General features: G+C 46.8%; 14 protein-coding genes and 28 tRNA genes. 38 read left to right on the forward strand and 4 right to left on the reverse strand.

All coding sequences use genetic code 11. The features are described 5' to 3' along the window. Positions 1 to 221: 221 nt before the first annotated feature. Both NDI33_RS26030 and NDI33_RS26035 read right to left on the reverse strand, forming a co-directional pair. Entirely contained in the window at positions 222 to 635 is a 414-nt protein-coding gene (locus tag NDI33_RS26030) for a hypothetical protein (RefSeq protein ID WP_190675842.1), read from the reverse strand. After that, a complete protein-coding gene (locus tag NDI33_RS26035) occupies positions 625 to 1,518 on the reverse strand; it encodes a pirin family protein (RefSeq protein WP_190675844.1) in 894 nt (297 codons plus the stop codon). Before NDI33_RS26035 ends, NDI33_RS26030 begins: the two co-directional genes overlap by 11 nt. A 294-nt stretch (positions 1,519 to 1,812) precedes the next feature. Here NDI33_RS26035 and NDI33_RS26040 point away from each other — a divergent pair, with 294 nt between their 5' ends. Next, the gene (locus NDI33_RS26040) at positions 1,813 to 2,349 is read left to right on the forward strand and encodes a PadR family transcriptional regulator (RefSeq protein WP_190675846.1); all 537 of its coding nucleotides are present in this window, start codon (positions 1,813 to 1,815) and stop codon (positions 2,347 to 2,349) included. Between the two features lie 4 nt (positions 2,350 to 2,353). Here NDI33_RS26040 and NDI33_RS26045 read toward each other — a convergent pair whose 3' ends face one another. Beyond that, entirely contained in the window at positions 2,354 to 2,542 is a 189-nt protein-coding gene (locus NDI33_RS26045) for a hypothetical protein (RefSeq protein ID WP_190412516.1), read from the reverse strand. 576 nt (positions 2,543 to 3,118) lie between these two features. Between NDI33_RS26045 and NDI33_RS26050 the strand changes: the two genes are divergently transcribed. From NDI33_RS26050 to NDI33_RS26070, 5 genes are all read left to right on the forward strand, one after another. Further along, a complete protein-coding gene (locus tag NDI33_RS26050; protein ID WP_190675848.1) occupies positions 3,119 to 3,991 on the forward strand; it encodes a hypothetical protein in 873 nt (290 codons plus the stop codon). 852 nt (positions 3,992 to 4,843) lie between these two features. Beyond that, a complete protein-coding gene (locus tag NDI33_RS26055) occupies positions 4,844 to 6,076 on the forward strand; it encodes a DUF4336 domain-containing protein (RefSeq protein ID WP_190675852.1) in 1,233 nt (410 codons plus the stop codon). A gap of 11 nt (positions 6,077 to 6,087) precedes the next feature. Continuing rightward, on the forward strand, positions 6,088 to 6,603 hold the full coding sequence (locus NDI33_RS26060; RefSeq protein ID WP_190412520.1) for a dihydrofolate reductase family protein: 516 nt from the start codon (positions 6,088 to 6,090) through the stop codon (positions 6,601 to 6,603). Positions 6,604 to 6,948: 345 nt separating this feature from the next. Further along, complete coding sequence (locus NDI33_RS26065; RefSeq protein ID WP_199302439.1) at positions 6,949 to 7,194, forward strand: cold shock domain-containing protein; 246 nt, start codon at positions 6,949 to 6,951, stop codon at positions 7,192 to 7,194. Then, positions 7,185 to 7,604: a DUF1294 domain-containing protein gene (locus NDI33_RS26070; protein WP_199302440.1), complete on the forward strand. Its 420-nt coding sequence runs from the start codon at positions 7,185 to 7,187 to the stop codon at positions 7,602 to 7,604. Before NDI33_RS26065 ends, NDI33_RS26070 begins: the two co-directional genes overlap by 10 nt. Before the next feature lie 95 nt (positions 7,605 to 7,699). Here the strand turns inward: NDI33_RS26070 and NDI33_RS26075 are convergent, their stop codons facing one another. Beyond that, on the reverse strand, positions 7,700 to 9,031 hold the full coding sequence (locus NDI33_RS26075) for a GTPase (RefSeq protein WP_190675854.1): 1,332 nt from the start codon (positions 9,029 to 9,031) through the stop codon (positions 7,700 to 7,702). Between the two features lie 194 nt (positions 9,032 to 9,225). On the opposite strand from NDI33_RS26075, the gene NDI33_RS26080 reads away from it, so the two are divergent. The 32 genes from NDI33_RS26080 to NDI33_RS26235 all read left to right on the forward strand — a co-directional run bounded on the left by NDI33_RS26080 (position 9,226) and on the right by NDI33_RS26235 (position 16,432). Further along, on the forward strand, positions 9,226 to 10,800 hold the full coding sequence (locus tag NDI33_RS26080; protein ID WP_190675856.1) for a metallophosphoesterase: 1,575 nt from the start codon (positions 9,226 to 9,228) through the stop codon (positions 10,798 to 10,800). Positions 10,801 to 10,833: 33 nt separating this feature from the next. Beyond that, on the forward strand, positions 10,834 to 10,968 hold the full coding sequence (locus tag NDI33_RS26085; protein WP_277878862.1) for a hypothetical protein: 135 nt from the start codon (positions 10,834 to 10,836) through the stop codon (positions 10,966 to 10,968). A gap of 155 nt (positions 10,969 to 11,123) precedes the next feature. Next, positions 11,124 to 11,324: a hypothetical protein gene (locus NDI33_RS26090; RefSeq protein WP_190412523.1), complete on the forward strand. Its 201-nt coding sequence runs from the start codon at positions 11,124 to 11,126 to the stop codon at positions 11,322 to 11,324. Positions 11,325 to 11,499: 175 nt separating this feature from the next. After that, positions 11,500 to 11,573: transfer RNA gene (locus NDI33_RS26095), tRNA-Asp, on the forward strand. Between the two features lie 44 nt (positions 11,574 to 11,617). Further along, positions 11,618 to 11,690: transfer RNA gene (locus NDI33_RS26100), tRNA-Glu, on the forward strand. 53 nt (positions 11,691 to 11,743) lie between these two features. After that, positions 11,744 to 11,817: transfer RNA gene (locus NDI33_RS26105), tRNA-Cys, on the forward strand. A gap of 6 nt (positions 11,818 to 11,823) precedes the next feature. After that, a tRNA-Lys gene (locus tag NDI33_RS26110) sits at positions 11,824 to 11,896 on the forward strand. 22 nt (positions 11,897 to 11,918) lie between these two features. Next, positions 11,919 to 11,991, forward strand: a tRNA-Met gene (locus tag NDI33_RS26115). A gap of 103 nt (positions 11,992 to 12,094) precedes the next feature. Beyond that, positions 12,095 to 12,178: transfer RNA gene (locus NDI33_RS26120), tRNA-Ser, on the forward strand. 12 nt (positions 12,179 to 12,190) lie between these two features. Further along, positions 12,191 to 12,271 (forward strand) — tRNA-Tyr (locus NDI33_RS26125). A 223-nt stretch (positions 12,272 to 12,494) separates the two neighbouring features. Next, positions 12,495 to 12,580: transfer RNA gene (locus NDI33_RS26130), tRNA-Ser, on the forward strand. A gap of 9 nt (positions 12,581 to 12,589) precedes the next feature. Continuing rightward, a tRNA-Phe gene (locus tag NDI33_RS26135) sits at positions 12,590 to 12,664 on the forward strand. Positions 12,665 to 12,671: 7 nt separating this feature from the next. Continuing rightward, positions 12,672 to 12,743 (forward strand) — tRNA-Asn (locus NDI33_RS26140). Between the two features lie 8 nt (positions 12,744 to 12,751). Then, positions 12,752 to 12,823 (forward strand) — tRNA-Gln (locus NDI33_RS26145). A 4-nt stretch (positions 12,824 to 12,827) separates the two neighbouring features. Next, positions 12,828 to 12,900: transfer RNA gene (locus tag NDI33_RS26150), tRNA-Gln, on the forward strand. A 30-nt stretch (positions 12,901 to 12,930) separates the two neighbouring features. Next, positions 12,931 to 13,006, forward strand: a tRNA-Leu gene (locus tag NDI33_RS26155). A 9-nt stretch (positions 13,007 to 13,015) separates the two neighbouring features. Then, positions 13,016 to 13,091 (forward strand) — tRNA-Leu (locus NDI33_RS26160). A 4-nt stretch (positions 13,092 to 13,095) separates the two neighbouring features. Continuing rightward, positions 13,096 to 13,170: transfer RNA gene (locus NDI33_RS26165), tRNA-Pro, on the forward strand. 117 nt (positions 13,171 to 13,287) lie between these two features. Next, positions 13,288 to 13,362, forward strand: a tRNA-Leu gene (locus tag NDI33_RS26170). A gap of 92 nt (positions 13,363 to 13,454) precedes the next feature. After that, positions 13,455 to 13,526: transfer RNA gene (locus NDI33_RS26175), tRNA-Thr, on the forward strand. Positions 13,527 to 13,658: 132 nt separating this feature from the next. Beyond that, positions 13,659 to 13,730, forward strand: a tRNA-Thr gene (locus tag NDI33_RS26180). A gap of 181 nt (positions 13,731 to 13,911) precedes the next feature. After that, on the forward strand, positions 13,912 to 14,757 hold the full coding sequence (locus NDI33_RS26185) for a TIGR02452 family protein (RefSeq protein WP_190675858.1): 846 nt from the start codon (positions 13,912 to 13,914) through the stop codon (positions 14,755 to 14,757). A 52-nt stretch (positions 14,758 to 14,809) separates the two neighbouring features. After that, positions 14,810 to 14,881 (forward strand) — tRNA-Gly (locus NDI33_RS26190). A gap of 11 nt (positions 14,882 to 14,892) precedes the next feature. Next, a tRNA-Gly gene (locus tag NDI33_RS26195) sits at positions 14,893 to 14,964 on the forward strand. A 5-nt stretch (positions 14,965 to 14,969) separates the two neighbouring features. Further along, a tRNA-Val gene (locus NDI33_RS26200) sits at positions 14,970 to 15,044 on the forward strand. 9 nt (positions 15,045 to 15,053) lie between these two features. After that, positions 15,054 to 15,126, forward strand: a tRNA-Arg gene (locus NDI33_RS26205). Positions 15,127 to 15,444: 318 nt separating this feature from the next. Further along, positions 15,445 to 15,518: transfer RNA gene (locus NDI33_RS26210), tRNA-Ala, on the forward strand. A gap of 9 nt (positions 15,519 to 15,527) precedes the next feature. After that, positions 15,528 to 15,601, forward strand: a tRNA-Ala gene (locus NDI33_RS26215). Positions 15,602 to 15,606: 5 nt separating this feature from the next. Then, a tRNA-His gene (locus NDI33_RS26220) sits at positions 15,607 to 15,680 on the forward strand. Positions 15,681 to 15,687: 7 nt separating this feature from the next. Then, positions 15,688 to 15,773 (forward strand) — tRNA-Ser (locus NDI33_RS26225). Positions 15,774 to 16,096: 323 nt separating this feature from the next. After that, a tRNA-Asn gene (locus NDI33_RS26230) sits at positions 16,097 to 16,195 on the forward strand. A 165-nt stretch (positions 16,196 to 16,360) separates the two neighbouring features. Then, a tRNA-Asn gene (locus NDI33_RS26235) sits at positions 16,361 to 16,432 on the forward strand. Positions 16,433 to 16,435 lie beyond the last annotated feature (3 nt).

The raw sequence follows: 16,435 nt of genomic DNA on the forward strand, positions 1-16,435 counted from the left end.
AATCATCGACGTGGCAAAACAAAGCTTCTAAACTAAGCATGGGCGGGTAGATACTTGAGAACTCAGCACTTTCAGCGTATCTGCTCCGCCCTTTTTTATCCCGAACTCACGTTAGTTAGATGAAGCCTAGATCGTTGCTTGCACTAAAGGACTCTCAAAGATTTCCGTACCAATAGAAAAGCACCGCAAGGTAAATTGCGGTGCTTTTTCTTCACTTAGCCTTATTTATCAGGTGCAAGCAGCTCTGATACCGTTGCGTGTGCCAACACAACGCCCGGTTCGCGTTGGAAAGCATTGTAGTATTTCCGGGCAAATTCATTGCCTTGCTCTGACGGCGTCAGCAACGTGCGGGCATTGGTAATCAGATTTTGGATATCATCCAGCGATACCGGCTCATCGCTAGAGAGCATTTCATCAATTTGCACAACCAGCTCAGAAAGGCGATGCAGCCACGCAAATTGTTCGTGCTCAATCACAAGTTTCAGGAGTTCTGTGTTTGATACCCGTCCGCGCACCTGTTCGTAAGTGATGCGTTCTGTGTCAAGCAACACCCGGTGGAGGTGCAGCAATTTGTTCCGCAGATCGCGCAGATATTGATGTTGATGTATTCGTTGTAGCAGTGTGTTAGAAGTCAATGGAACCCATCCTCCCGTTACGATAATCTTCAATTGCTTGAACAATTTCTGCTTGGGTATTCATCACGAATGGCCCGTAGCGGACAACTGGCTCGTTTAGCGGTACGCCTGCAATGAGCAGCACATCCAATGGCGATCGCGCATCTGATGGATTGGCGATCGCTACTTCCCCACCATCTTGTGCAAACAACACCATCTGCCCATCTCCTGCACGTTCCTTGTCTGCACCAAACAAACCTTCTCCATCCAGCACATATGTAAAGGCATTGTATTCTTTTGGCACCGGCTGAACCACTGTTCCGCCCGGTTGGAGCGTGAAGTGCAGGTACATTATCGGAGTTTGCGTTGCGATCGCTGCTTTCGCTCCCAGCGCTTCTCCAGCGATCGCTTTTACCCTTACCAAGCCATCATCAGTCTGAGCAGTGGGAATTTGCTCCGCCGAGATTTCCTGATAACGAGGTTTCATCATCTTGTCCCGCCGAGGCAGATTCACCCAAAGTTGCAGTCCGTGAAGCCGTCCGCCAGACCGAGCAAATTCTCGCTCTGGCATTTCTGAATGGACAACACCCGCTCCTGCTGTCATCCACTGCACATCACCAGCACCCAACTGTCCTGCATGACCCTGTGAATCTTTGTGTTCCAAGCGCCCTTCAAGGACATAGGAAACCGTCTCAAAGCCCCGATGGGGATGATCCGGCGCTCCTTTTGCTTGACCCGGATCAAAATCAACCGGCCCTAATTCATCAAGGAGGAGGAAGGGGTCGAAGTGGGAAAAGGCGCTTTTAGGGAATGGGCGGCGCACAAGCATCCCTTCACCCTCCAGCGTTTCGACACTGTTAATGATGCCTGCAACCGTTCGCATCGTTCGTATTTGAGTCGTCATCAACTGTCTCCTTGATGCCTTAGTTATCAGTTTAATAAGAACCCTGGCGAAGAATATGCGGATAACCAGCACTTGCAGAGTATGAAAATCTATCTAAATGGGGTCATCAACCCCAGTCGGCAAGAAGCTGGTGCCTGGTTCAACTCAAGACCAAGCCGTTTTGTTCTTTATCAGAGCCAACCATCATTCCTCTCATTTACCTTGATTGCTCCTATATATGATTAGTCATATACTAGCATAAGATCGTAAGTAACCAATAGAGTTTCCACTACTTCATTCTTCGGAAAACCGTCTATGTCTCTAGCACACGCAATTCTGGGTTTACTTCAGCAAGAAGAGAGGACGGGTTACGACCTGAAAACCAGCTGCTTCGATCGATGTATTGCTCACTTGTGGCCCGCAGACCAAGCCCAAATCTACAGAACCCTCGATAAACTGGTTGGGCAAGGGTGGATTACCTGTACTGTAGAGGTTCAGAGCGATCGCCCAAATCGCAAAGTTTACAGCGTGACGGAGGCAGGACAAGCCGAATTAATCCGATGGCTGCAATGCCCTCAGCCCTTGCCAACCGTGCGAGATCCCTTGCTCGTGCAGTTGCATTTTGCGGCGCAGTTACCGGATGAAGCTATCCTTCAACTATTAGAGGAGCAACTAACCGCACGCCGCCAAAAGCTAGCTGAGTGTGAAAATATTGACTTGCCAACCCTAAGCGATCGCTCTGCGAGCCGCGAGCAGATTCTGCAACGGCTCGGACTAGAATTAGCGATCCGCAGAGAACAAACTTACATTGATTGGCTCAAGACTGCTATAGAAGCGATCGGGAACGCATAATGAATCAACTAGAGGTAAAAACCAACGCCTCTATCTCGTCTTCCACTTCGCTAATCAGATCCTGCAATTGCCACCAATCGCAAGATTCCCTTGGTATCTGCTTTTGTTGTTCCAAAAGCTCGGAAAGCTGTGCGTTTAGCCGCTTGAATTCAGCAGTAATCCATTGAATCTTCATTTGACGGGCATCGGTCATAACTCTGAGTTCCCTTTACTGTGATTCTTCTTACAGGTTTGAATCAGTTAAACGGGAAAAATCACTCTAGTAAGTACACTATCCAAACAAGTCCACCCAAAATCGCTAAATTTCTTGATCAAAGGCAGACTCTAATCCTTTTCGGATAAGGTACGAGCTTGCCTAAACTCCTTGAAAAAGGGAGAAAATATTCTTTTTTTTAAAAACGGTAGTGAGAATCCTGATTTCTCCCCGATACTCCTTGCAAAGAGAAAAAATAGCTTCTTTTTTCTAGCGATCGCATAGGCGTATGCACTCAGTCATCCCTGTGCGATGCGAGCGCTCCCTTGGCAGAGTTTGGGGGTATCTGATGTGTAGCCTCACCAAAAGAGAAGAGGATTAGCCAAAAAACAGCAAATATTAATTTCTTTTTTCCGAACTAAAACCCTTGGTCTATATGGATTTTAGAACTTATTGGGAAAACATAGACTTTCTAGCGCTTCGGGAAACACAGAATTTAAAGTGAAGATACCTATTACTGACCCAAAAGCGTAGTTATCAAGAATGCACTCACTCAATTTTGGAAAAAACTCAAACATGAAAAATTTGACCAAGACAATTGCATTCACGATTTGCTCTGTCTGGCTTGTGAGTTGTGGTAACTCACCTCCTAATGCTTCTCAGGAAAATCAACCAAATATTGCCCCGGAAACTAAGGCAGATTCTTCTAATAAAGCTCAAACAGATACCGAAATTAAAGCTAATCCTTCTAATAAGACTGAAAAAAACACCGAAATTAGCACTAATTCTTTTAATAAAGCTCAAACGAAGACCGAAGTTAAACGCGATAAAAATAAGCAAGCTTCAACCGAGCAGCCAACCATTGGTACCGTCAAAAGCATGGTACAGGGCGACCTCAAATGCTACGTCACCTTAGTGGATGAAAACAGAATCGAGAGGAATGTTGGCGCATCATTTGAAGTCTGCGAACAAGAAAAAACTTTCTTATTTAAGAAAGTTCGTAACTCTTATGAAATCCTCTCCGTTAATGATTGCGAAAGCATCGAACCTTGCGGCAAAAGCAAACAAGAATCTCTCATCACCAAAATGGAGATTATCGATGATGGAAACTCTCAAGCTCCAACTGACTCACAAACTCTCAGTAATGGTGAGTGGACAATAACGGTTGGTAATGCAAAATCTTGGTCAGGAGTCAATGGAACGGGAAATCTTAGCTACCGTGGTTGTGATGCTAATGGAAAATGCATCAATTTAACTGGAGGTAAAATCACTTGCCGGGATGGAAGTTGCACTACAGGGTGGGCGAATGGGGATTATTTTTACATTCTTGAGACACCAATCAGCAGTCCCGATCAAACTGAAGAATCTAATTCTTCAACAACCTTAACAGTAAAAAAAGGATCTACGGTCATCCTGACAGCTACAGGATTGAAAGCCGTATCTCCCTGAGAATCTCAACACAAAGTCGAGTTACAAACTATGATTTCTAGCTTGACTTTCAAGGAAAAGAACGAAAGGTAAAAGTGCTAGTATGCCAAAGATTTGCCAAAGGCATTGGCATACTAGCAAGGCTTGCAGAAGGAAAGGATTGTGGGAGCGATTATTAAATAATCGCGCTGATGATGAGCGCTACTACAAGTGCGTAACAAAAAATAGCTGTAGCGCGATCGCCAATTCTACGCCTAATGAGGAGTGTCTTTCGGGTTTGCCAAAACCAACTAGGTTTTGTGTAGGTGACAAAGACGAGAAAAATGGCTGTAACTAAGTAAATTGGGTTCATCTCAAGCCACACTCCGTTAGCCGTGACATATAGACGCGATCGCTCTTTAAAAAAACCATCTCAAAGACTTCAACCGTAAAATCCCAAATTCCGGAGTTCTTGTGCAATCGCCCAGAAACCGCGTTCAGCCTTCAATAGCGTGTAGTCGCAATCCTAGCATTTGAGTGGTGAGCTAACCCTTCAGATACCCGACTCCGTAAGAGTTTTCGGGTATCTCGCCTTCAGGAATCATTTAGGGGCGCTAGAGTACAAATAAATTGTTGTTAGTGGCTACTGGCAAGGACGCGAACTGACAAGTCAGCGCTAGGCTAACGCCTCGCTTCGCTGTTTTCATGCCCAAAGGGCTGTACGCGATCGCAGCCAGTCTTCTACCATCCAAAATTTGAAATCTAAAATCTAAAATGGTATAAGCAGGCTGAGTTTTAACAAAAATGTAGTTTATTGTGACGACAATTTGCTAAACTCCAACTTCTGAAGTTCAAATAAACACAGATTGAGCGAATGCGGAAGGGGGTCGTGAAGTGGCTGATGATGAACGCACACTAAACGAAGAACAGATTCATCTGAGGGACTTTTCCTGGTCTTTCTGGTTCACTTTGCCTCTCTATCCTTTTGGCAGTCGGCGGACAATCCGCAAAGAAGTCGTTCAGGATACAGTCTGGACTTTTGACCAGCTTCAGGGCATCTTCTACGTTGTCGTGCCCATTCGCATGACGGTCGTTAAGCTAGATGAAGGGGGTTTGCTCGTCTATGCGCCGGTTGCGCCGACTCCTGAGTGTATCCGGCTTGTTAAAGAATTGGTAGCAGAACACGGAGATGTCAAGTACATCATCCTACCCACTATTTCTGGACTAGAACACAAAGTCTTCGTGGGTCCCTTTGCCAGATGTTTTCCGCTTGCACAGGTTTTTGTGGCTCCTTCTCAGTGGAGTTTTCCCCTCAATCTCCCCCTCAGTTGGCTGGGATTGCCTTCCAAACGCACTCAGGTACTTCCACAAGACAGTAGCACCACTCCCTTTGCCAACCAGTTTGACTACGCGATACTGGGTCCTATCTACCTGGGACCGGGTAAGTTTGCGGAAGTTGCATTTTTTCACAAGCGATCGCGCACGCTACTTGTAACCGATTCGGTAATTTCCATACCAGAAGATCCGCCTGCAATTGTCCAATTAGATCCCTATCCTTTGCTGTTCCATGCCAAGGAGCAGGCATCTGATATCGTTGCCAACACTCAGGCAAATCGCCGGAAGGGATGGCAGCGCATCTCCCTATTTACTTTGTACTTCCAACCAGGCGTACTAGAAGTCCCCAAATGGGGTGAAGTGTTTCGCAATGCTCTCAAAGCACCGGAACGTTCTAAGAAAGCTTATTTCGGTTTGTTTCCCTTCAGATGGAAGCCAGATTGGAAGCGGTCGTTCGATGCGCTGCGAGGAGATGGTCGTCTGTTTGTGGCACCAATTCTACAAACTTTGATTCTCAACCGCGCACCGAAAGAAACTATCGAATGGGCAGATAAGGTAGCAAGTTGGGACTTTCAGCGAATTATTCCCTGCCATTTTGACTCGCCAATTCAAGCAGAACCGCATCAGTTTCGACAAGCATTCTCCTTCCTAGAAAAGCGCCCTTCTCAAAGTGCAGGATTGTTCACCAGTAGCACTTATCCCTTGCCAGAGCAAGATTTTCAGTTACTAAAGGTACTGGATAAAGGTTTGAATAAGCTTGGCATCGTACCACCAGCAAAGGAAAAGGTATAGGAAAAAGAGCAATGCGTAAAGTTATCCTGTTCATTGCATCCAGTTTAGACGGTTATATTGCGCGGCAGTCTGGCGACATTGATTGGTTATTTACAGACCAAGATTACGGCTATTCAGAATTCTTCGCCAGTGTTGATACTCTTCTGATGGGTAGGAAAACTTACGAGCAAGTGCTGACTTTCGGTGAGTATCCTTACAAAGGTGTAAAAAGCTATGTGTTTACAAAAAATCCTCTCTTTCCAGCAGATAGCAATGCTGAAGTTATCAGGGAAGACATCACGGAATTTGTAGAGCAATTGCGTCAGGTAGATGGAAAGAATATCTGGTTAGTTGGCGGATCTCAACTGACTCATGCCTTAATGAGTCAGAACCTAGTAGATGAGCTAATTCTTTCAATACATCCAACGATATTGGGTGAAGGAATTCCATTATTTGATAATGGAACAATTTCTCAATCTTTGAATCTTACTAAATGTCAAACTTATGATTCTGGTCTTGTGCAACTGTCTTATGATGTAGTGCATTGAAGTTAAATAACGCAGGAAAGCTAACCTCTCATCATTATTCGCTGCTCACCATCTAATTTAACCCTGCTATTTGCATCCCATTACTTTGATTAATCACTATTTTGGGATGCTAGACCGCTTCCTGTAAAACATCATGACGAATCAGTGTGTTAAACCACTAGGGATGGTTGAATAAATATTAGACCGCTATATTTACGGGTATTTCTGCGAAACGAGTGTTAGCTATACTCAGCAGCACGGATACTTTGATTAGGCAGCTAGGTCGTTATGAGAATTGGAATAAACGCACGCCTAAAGGCTGATTTCTAGTTGATATGGACATAAGGTTACTTTAGGGAACTTACTATGCATAAAGGTAAGCTAACAGTATGGAAGGACGATAAGGGTTTTGGTTTTATAAAACCAGAAAAGGGAGGTCAAGAGGTTTTTATTCATATCACTGCGCTAAAGAATTCTAATCAACGTCCAAAAGTAGGTGAGACGATATACTATCAAATAGCAGTTGAAAAGAATGGAAAATTACGAGCTAAAAGCGCATTAATTGAAGGAGATATATCTCAACCTAAATCATCTGGATTTTTTTGGCTTTGAAAGCTTTTTTGCTGTATATATTACCTCTTTTAGGACTTATTAAATTTACCTTCATAATTTTCAATGCATCACCTTTAATCGTTAATACAGTGATGAGGTTCATCCTTTATCCAGTGATAGTTTTAATCCTTTATCCAGTGATGGGTTTCATTACGTTTGTAATTTACGCCGAAGATAAATCTCGTGCAAGAAAGGGGCAATGGAGAATACCAGAAGTTACTCTGCATCTGTGTGAATTAGCAGGTGGATGGCTAGGTGCATTTATAGCCCAACAGAAACTACGCCATAAGAGTAGCAAAGCTTCTTACCAAGGAGTGTTTTGGCTAATCGTTATTTTACACATGGGATTTTGGATGGATTGGCTTTTTTTAGATGGGAATTTGATGAAACTAATCTTGACTCAATATTAATACTACAAATAACCTCTGCCTGGTCTTCCAATTGAAAAGATAGCTAAAATGCGCTGTTTCAGTTCTTGCTGCAATGCAAATTGGCACAGGTTTTATCAACGCTTGATTCCTTTAAATCGTTCTTGCGCTGTTTTAAACGCTTCTTGCATCACAGACTGAATTTTCTGACGATCGGGTTTTTTACCCCCCATTAAGTCACCAAAATAAACGCAGGCACCTTCGCCCAATGACCAGGTGTAGGCAGCTGCCCAGGAAGCAGCGATCGCGCTCCCAAAACCCGGTAAGAATTTAATTAACTCCCGTCCGATTGCCCGTGCTAGGAAACCACTCGCGATCGCGCTAACGACCCCCCCCGCCTGCGATGGACTCAGGGTTTGCCCGTACAATTTTCCTAACAAACCGACCATTGAGACTTGCAAGGCAGTTAGGACAGGCATGGTGGCAAATGGCAACGGTACCGCCTCGATCGCGGCTGCCATGATGGAAAATGCCAACATATAACGGCGTCCAACATCTCGGTAGAGGTTGCCAATTTGTTCGCTAGCGCCCTTATCTAATAATTGATAAATCGCCCGCGCTTCCGCTTCTGGTAGGAGGTCTGCCAAGGTATCTCGCAGCGCCTCTAAGCCATAAAATACCGGCGTGTAACCATCTTCTTCCAGGGTGAAGTCAATCATAACGGAGCGATCGCACACTCCGGCAAACGCTTGTTGAATGGCACCGAAAGCTCGGTTAACCTCCTCATAATCGGGTGGATAAGCGGGATGATCGTTAGTACCGGGAGGATAAACCTCATGCAAGCAGGTGACAGCTAGCAGACAGGGAATATCTGGATACTGCTGACGCAGCTGAGTCGTAATCTGTCGCAGTGTGTCGGTTGCAAAATCATTAATTTTGACCGTCAGAATCAGAATTCTGGCAGAACGGCTCTCCTGTTGCAAATCGCCAACCAACTCCTGAACGATCGCCTGAGTGTCCTGATTTACATCTCCCAGCCCGACCGTATCCGTAAAAATGAGTAACGGCACGTCGCTAGAAGGATAAGCATACCGTTGCGTGTGTTGCGTGTGCGGGCGAAATCCCTGACCGACAATCTCAGCAGAAACGCCCGTCAGCCCCCGCACAATCGAACTTTTTCCAGCTTGAGGTTTCCCAATCAACAAGGCTTCCGTAGTTGGGAGTTCGGCTCGAACCGTCTCCAAAATCTCTGCAACTCGGTCTTCGCTGACACTAAACCACCCAACAGTCTTTTGTGCCACTTGTTCTACAGGTAGCAGTTGCCTCAAGCGTGCGGTTGCGTCGTTCCAAACACCCGCAATGCGGTTTTTGGGAGAATCATTGACCGACTCAGTCGTCACAGCATCCGTTGGTTCGCTAGGTTGCTGAGAATCCATTGACGACGAATCAGCATCACGTTGCTCAGTCATAGACATTAAAACGGCGGATAGATTCAGATTACATCGTGTCTATACTTCTAGACTACAAGCAAGCTACTCGTCGCTCTCGCCGATCGGAAAACTAATATAAACCGATAGAAGCCTTCTGCGGACGCAGGCAGGTACAATCAGCATGCAGTGGGACGAGCAACGAGGGCACAGAGAAATCTGGGAGTAAAGCAGCTATGCAATTTGTATCCGATCCACCGATCTCGGTCAAAATCCGTAAGATGAACGAACGAGTGCGATGGCTTGCACCGAGTCTTGTGGAACGAGGAATCGATCAAACCCGGATGGTTTTAGACGATGGCGCTTCTGACACTCCGGAGTTCTCATTTTTAGTTGTGGGGGATAGTGGCTCCGGCTCCTATCGAGGATACAACCCCCAACGACAAATCGCAGAACTCATGCTTGCCCACCGCGAACAGAGCCGTTTCGTGTTGCACACCGGCGACGTGATCTATCTGGTTGGCTCCAGCGAATACTACCTAAAAAACTTTATTTCTCCCTACCGAGAGTTTTTGGTAGGAGGCGATCGCCCGGAACGCATTGCCTACGATCAAATGGTCTTTAATATGCCGTTCTTGCCGGTGCCAGGGAACCACGATTACTATGACCTACCCTTTATCTATGGTTTAATCGCCCAGGCTTCGCTGCCCTTACGCCGCCTGCTGCGCTCCCAGTTAGATTTGGACATTGGCTGGCACGGTTCGGGTCAAGGGAATGCCTATGCACGAGCGTTTCTTGACTACCTCAAAGCGTTCAATAGCGACAGTGAACTGGCTCGTCATCTAGATCGTCATTACACTGCCAAGACGGATACAGGTCGCTGTCTTTCTTATCAACCGGGACGCTTCACCCGCTTACCTAACCGCTATTACACGTTTCGTAGCGGTGGGATTGATTTCTTTGCACTCGATTCAAATACTTTCAATGCGCCAATCCCCCTGCCAACGACTCAAGAGGGGGACGACTACCGTAGCGAATTGGAAAATCGTCGGTCTGACCTGGAACGGCAGAAACTTCAAATCATGGAAGCCTCAGCTCTACTGAGTTCCGGGCGACCCGAAGAGGCTGAACAGCTGGATGACAATCAAGCCAAACTAGAGCAAATCGACGAACTTTTGATTGACATCAACAAGCAACTGGCAGCCGACGAAACGACAGTCACTGATTTCGAGCAGCTGGACTGGTTGAGGCAAAGGCTGATTGAATCTTGGAATACCGCCGAGGTGCGCGGGCGGGTCATTTATTTCCACCATCCCCCCTATGTTACAGAGGCGACGAAGTGGCACCAGGCGCAAACTTTAGCAGTTCGTCAGCGTCTCCGCCGGGTGTTAGATGCGGTGAAGCAAGCAGTCGGAAACCAGGCGGAGGGGCGTCCGCTGGTCGATCTGATTCTGAACGGTCACGCTCACTGCCTGGAATATCTCCAAACTGGCGATACCGGATACGGTGACTCCAATATCAATTGGATCGTTTGTGGTGGCAGCGGTCACAGTCTCCGCCGTCAGCGGTCTGAGGGAGCAGAATTGACGGAGGATTTTGGGGGAATCAAGGGCGGTGACACCCGCTTGGTGGCAAAATCGCTGCTTTTTGTCGGTCGTCATGGTCAGGGGTTGCAGAAGCGACGACCTTACTCATTTTTGCGAATTGATGTCTTTGACGGTCGCCCTCCGAAGTTCAAAGTCCGACCGTTTATCGCTGAGCGATCGCGGCGAGAGTGGAGTAATAGCGAGATTGAAGCGTTTTCAATCTAAGTTTTTGTAGGATAAGCGATCGCTCTAGAGTCAGTGACCCTCGATTTTGTCTTGCGTCAGTGCTATCTGCCAGGGAACCATCCACCAGGGGATGAGCGATCGCACATCCCATACTACAGCCTGCAATTCCTTATATATATAGATGACTTGGCAAAATGTCAGGCATAAAACTTAAGCTCAGTCAGGAGTTTAGGTTTATTTCCTGCATCTTTCCAAAATTATAAAAATATTTTTCCCAACCCCTTGACACTTTATGTAGTATTTATGTAGTATAAATATATTGAAAGAGGGGAAGAGACAAAAACCTCTAACCCAAAAAAGTCATGATGTTACTTTACATCCAACGAATCAATAAAGGCTGGCATCCGCCAGAATCCTTTGAGGTGCAGCATCAGCCTACTTCCCAAAAATCTGAAGTAGATACTGAACAAGCGGATAATACACACCTCACTCAAACCAAAACTGCTGAATCTAGGCGTAATACCCAACAGGTTTATTACCTAGAAAGGCGATTATTTCTGTAAATATTTTCCATCTTTTTCTGAACCTTGAAAACTGAATAAGAAATCACCTATTTAACGATTGATACTGTGCATTTTTAATTAAGCACAGACATCTCAAGTGGGGGGATAGCCTAGCAAGCAATGCCCCCCACAGCCCGGAGATGTAACACGTTTGTAGCAAGATTGCTGAATTGATGAGGCTGTAACTCAGTTGCGTAGAGTGCTTGTCTGTCGAACAAGATGTCGCGGGTTCAAGTCCCGTCAGCCTCGTTCAGCAAATAGAGATAAAAATTCTTAATCTCATCTCGCTACAAGGTCCCATCGTCTAAGCGGCTAGGACACAGTGCTTTCAATACTGGAATACGGGTTCAAACCCCGTTGGGACTATGGGGCGATTTAGTATCTGTTTCTTTCAGATTGTAAATTGCCCAAATCGCCGAGGTCGAGTCGCCAAGAGGCTTAAGGCGTCTCTCTGCAAAAGAGAAATTCGTGGGTTCAAATCCCACCTCGACCTCTCAAAGGGAGTATAGCTCAATTGGCAGAGCAGGCGGCTCTTAACCGTATGGTTGCAGGTTCGAGTCCTGCTACTCCCACTGCCCTCAAGACTGCAATCGAGGGAGTATAGCTCAGGTGGTAGAGCAGCCTTCTCATAAGAGGCTCGTCGTAGGTTCAATTCCTACTACTCCTACTCAAAGCCTCATCGTCTAGCGGTTTAGGACATCGCCCCCTCAAGGCGAGTACAAGGGTACCCTTCGAGAAGGCTTCGCCTACAAATCCCTTTGGGGCTATCTGGAGAGGTGGCTGAATGGTAAAAGCGCTTTTCTGCTAAAGAAGTTTGGGGCAACCCATTGCAGGTTCGAGTCCTGTCCTCTCCGCCTTTTTCATTTGGGTCGGCTCGCCTATTAGGGTGGGCAGCGGTCTGTAAAATCGTCCTTTTTTGGTTGCAGGTGCAAATCCTGCCCGACCCATTGGACTTTGGATTTTTAATTTTAGATTCAAAGTTCAAATCGTATATGGGGATGGTGTAATTGGCAACATCTCGATCTCCAAAATCGATGATCTGAGTTCAAATCTCAGTCCCCGCGCCATTGAGAGCGTAGTTTAACTGGATAAACTCTCTGTCTACGAAACCGTAGCTTGCTTCCCGGAGGGTAGACGTGGGGGTTCAAGTTCCTCCGCTCTCGTCAACTTGGAGAGGTGGTCGAGTGGCTTAAGGCGCAGACTTGGAAAGTCTGATTAGGTTTTACCTAACGCAGGTTCAAATCCTGTCCTCTCCGTTGAAACTTCCCCCGGTAGCTCAGTTGGTAGTTAGCGCCTGTTTGAAGCACAGGAGGTCGTCAGTTCGATTCTGACCTGGGGGGCTGTCATTGCCTTGTAGCTCAGTGGAAGAGCAGTCGCCTGTTAAGCGAACGGTCGTAGGTTCAATCCCTACCAGGGCAGCCTTTCATTGCCGAGTGGACGAATAGCAAGTCGCATAACTCTGAATTATGAAGTTGTAGGTGCGAATCCTACCTCGGCATTTATTGGGGAGTCGCCTAATGGCATGGCACCGCTCTTTGAAAGCGGAAAAATGCAGGTTCAAGCCCTGCCTCCCCAGTTCTGCCCCTGAGAGGGCAGCTTTCATCACGCTCCTGTAGCCCAATTGGAAGTAGGCGGCTGTCTCAAAAACAGTCTATGTGTGAGTTCGAGTCTCACCGGGAGCATAAAAACTCGCTCCTGTAGCCCAATTGGAAGTAGGCGGCTGTCTTAAAAACAGTCTATGTGTGGGTTCAAATCCCACCAGGAGCATTAACGGGGTGTGGCGCAGCTTGGCTAGCGCGGCAGCTTTGGGAGCTGAAGGTCGCAGGTTCAAATCCTGCCACCCCGATTTACCCCTGTGATGCAACAGGTAGACATACTTTGTTGAGTGCAAAGTTTATGCTGGTTCGATCCCAGCCAGGGGTATTGGGTGTTAAAGCCCGAATACGAATAGACCAATCATTTTGCCCCTGTAGCCCAATTGGCACGAGGCGCTTCGCTTAGAACGAAGAGGTTGCTGGTTCAAGTCCAGTCAGGGGCATTGGTGCGATGCGGGTGAAGTAGCCAGGGTAGGCTTGGAGGTCTCATAAGCCTCTTATCAGCAGGTTCAACTCCTGCCCCCGCCACCAAATTGCAGGCGTGGTGCAATGGCAAGCATAGAAGTTTCGTAATCTTCTGATGCGAGTTCGACTCTCGCCGCCTGCTTCAAGCAGATGTGGCGTAACCGGAAACATAAGGGCATGGTAAGCCCTTGATGTGTGTACCCTAGCCTTCGGTAACGGCTAACGCCGAACGGGAACGCTGACGCGAACAACCCCCGCCGTCTGCTTTCTGATTGCAGGTGTGGTGTTAATGGCAACACAGCAGCCTTGTAAACTGCCTATGCGAGTTCGAGTCTCGCCATCTGCTTGGGTGTGGCTATGCTAACAGTCTATTTTTTGAGTTTAAAGAGGAGGGAAATATGACAACGATGACGGTTACAGATGCTTTAGCTCACTTCTTCTCTATATCTTGTTGAACTGAATGGCATCGCTAAAATGCAGAGGCTAATCGTCTGTTAATTTTGTGCTAACGAATTAGAGCAGAAATCATGAGGCGGATTGCGATCGCTCAAGACACGCTAGAAATTCTCGAAGCAGGCTACTACTTCTGTCCTGAAGGTAAACAGGTCAATATTGGTCAAGAACTGGTATCCTGTCTCGCTCAGACAAAATACTACGAACCCGATACCCTCTCAACTATCAAACAAGACGTTTTCTCTAGCTCTCCTCAATTCTCAAATATAGAATTTGAGGTTAGGAATGAGACAACTCTTATGGGAGCAGAACGCATAACGCGATCGCAAAACTTTCAAAAAATTGCCGTTCTCAATTTTGCTTCTGCTAAAAACCCTGGAGGTGGATTTCTCAAAGGCGCTCAAGCCCAAGAAGAGAGTCTGGCGCGTAGTTCGGCACTTTATAAAAGCCTGTTAAAATGTCCCGAATACTACGATTTCCATCGTTCTCAGCGATCGCTCTTATACTCGGATCGCATAATCTACTCACCCGATTGTCCAATTTTCCGAAAAGATGATGGAACTCTGCTAGAGAAACCTTATCTGGTTGATTTCATAACAAGTCCAGCTCCTAATGCTGGTGCCATTTGGAGAAACCAACCCAAGGATGCTGAAAAAATACCCGAAGTTCTGTATAGTCGCGGTGCAAAATTGTTGAGCTTAGCTGTTTACTATGGATGCGATGCTCTAGTTTTAGGGGCTTGGGGATGTGGGGTATTTAAAAATGAGCCATCAATGGTTGCCCAAATGTTTGCAGATTTCTTATTACCCAACGGTCAATTTTGGGGGAGATTCAAAAGCGTTCTATTTTCTGTATTTGACTCTTCTAAAGAAAGCAGAATATTTGGAGAATTTCAAAGTCGATTGTCATCAGAAAAATAGGATTCCCTCACAACTAGAATCAACGCCTCAAGCAGTTTCAGATTTTAGATATGCGGATATGGTGCAATGGCTAGCACATTAGCCTTCCAAGCTTATGATACGGGTTCGAGTCCCGTTGTCCGCTCTGTTAAATATGCGGGTGTGATGTAGCGGCTAGCATCTGAGTGCGCCACACTCAGCGCATGGGTTCGAGTCCCATCACTCGCTTTCGTAGTCCTGTAGCTCAATGGTGGAGCGTTTGCCTTACAAGCAAGGGGTTGCGGGTTCAAATCCTGCCAGGACTACCAATTTAGATTGCCTCCATAGCTCAGGGGAAAGAGCAGCACTCTTCTAAAGTGATTGTCCTAGGTTCAAATCCTAGTGGAGGCGCTGGTTTAACGCTTCTTAATTTAAGGAGGTGAATTAAGTTGGTTTGTTGATATTTTGCAATTACGGCGATCGCATCTTACGTGACCCAATTTTTAGAGCCTACATACTTTAGTACGAGAGGAAAAGTAACGCTGTTCAAACACAGCGGGCGTTTGAGAACGAGGAGTGCGAAGAACCCGGCAGGTTGGCTTCAAGGTAGCCATCCTTTAAAGAGTGTGTAACAACTCATCGGCGGAGTCCCTCTAGTAACTGAGAAAACGCAAAATGCTCTGATAACTTGCACGCGAGAATGCGATCGCATTCAAGAACACAAAATACGGGTCTGTAGCTCAATTGGTAGAGCGTCTACCTTGCAAGTAGAAAGATGTCAGTTCGATTCTGACCAGTATCCACAAAATTTAGGGGTCATAGCTCAAAAGGCACGAGCGCTTGCTTTGCACGCAAGAGGTCAGGAGTTCGATTCTCCTTGACTCCATGATGGTGTCTGAAGCCAAAGTGGTAGCGGCGCTGGTTTGTGGAACCAGTCATAGCGGGTTCGATTCCCGTCAGATACCCCTGAATGGAAGCTGCTGCCGAAAGGACGGCAACCTGTCTCGAACACAGGAGTGCAGTGAATAACTGTAGGGGTTCGACTCCTCCAGCTTCCGTTATTCAACTCGGAAGATGCCGCCGAATGGACGGCAAGCGGCCTTGAAACCCGTGGTACGGCAGAGATGTCGTAGAGGTTCGATTCCTCCATCTTCCTTTGTCCACTGGAGGCTGAAAAGCGAAGCACCGTGCTGATAACGCGGCTATAGAAGGGGCAGTACCTTCCCAGTGGATTTCCCTCTGCCAACGGAATAGGATCTGGTGCTACGAACGCCGGACTTGATGGTTCGACTCCATCCAGAGGGGTTTCCCTTGCTTGCGGGATGCAGACCTAGCCCTCCGAAGGCTGGCGACCAAGTTCGACTCTTGGGCGAGGGGTTATTCCGGGATAGCGCAAGCGGTAGAGTTTGTAGCTGTTAACTACGGCGTTGTAGATACTCTCCCTTGAAGGCTGCGCCTACGAGTCCTACTCCCGGAGCCAATTTTTACCCGTGTCCTGACAGACAAAGCATACACACTCGGCTCTCTACCGACAAAACCAAATGCTTTTTCGACTGGCACGGGGTAAAACTTCCCTTGCCTGCGGGATGCAGACCTATTCCTCCTAAGAATGGTAGCCAAGTTCGACTCTTGGGTAAGGGGTTAATGCCAGATAGCTCAATGGCGGAGCATCCGACTGTTAATCGGAGGGTTGTGGGTTCGACCCCCACTCTGGCAGTTT

Origin of the sequence: Trichocoleus sp. DQ-A1, from assembly GCF_039961955.1 — a bacterium.
Taxonomy (GTDB): Bacteria; Cyanobacteriota; Cyanobacteriia; order Cyanobacteriales; family FACHB-T130; genus FACHB-T130.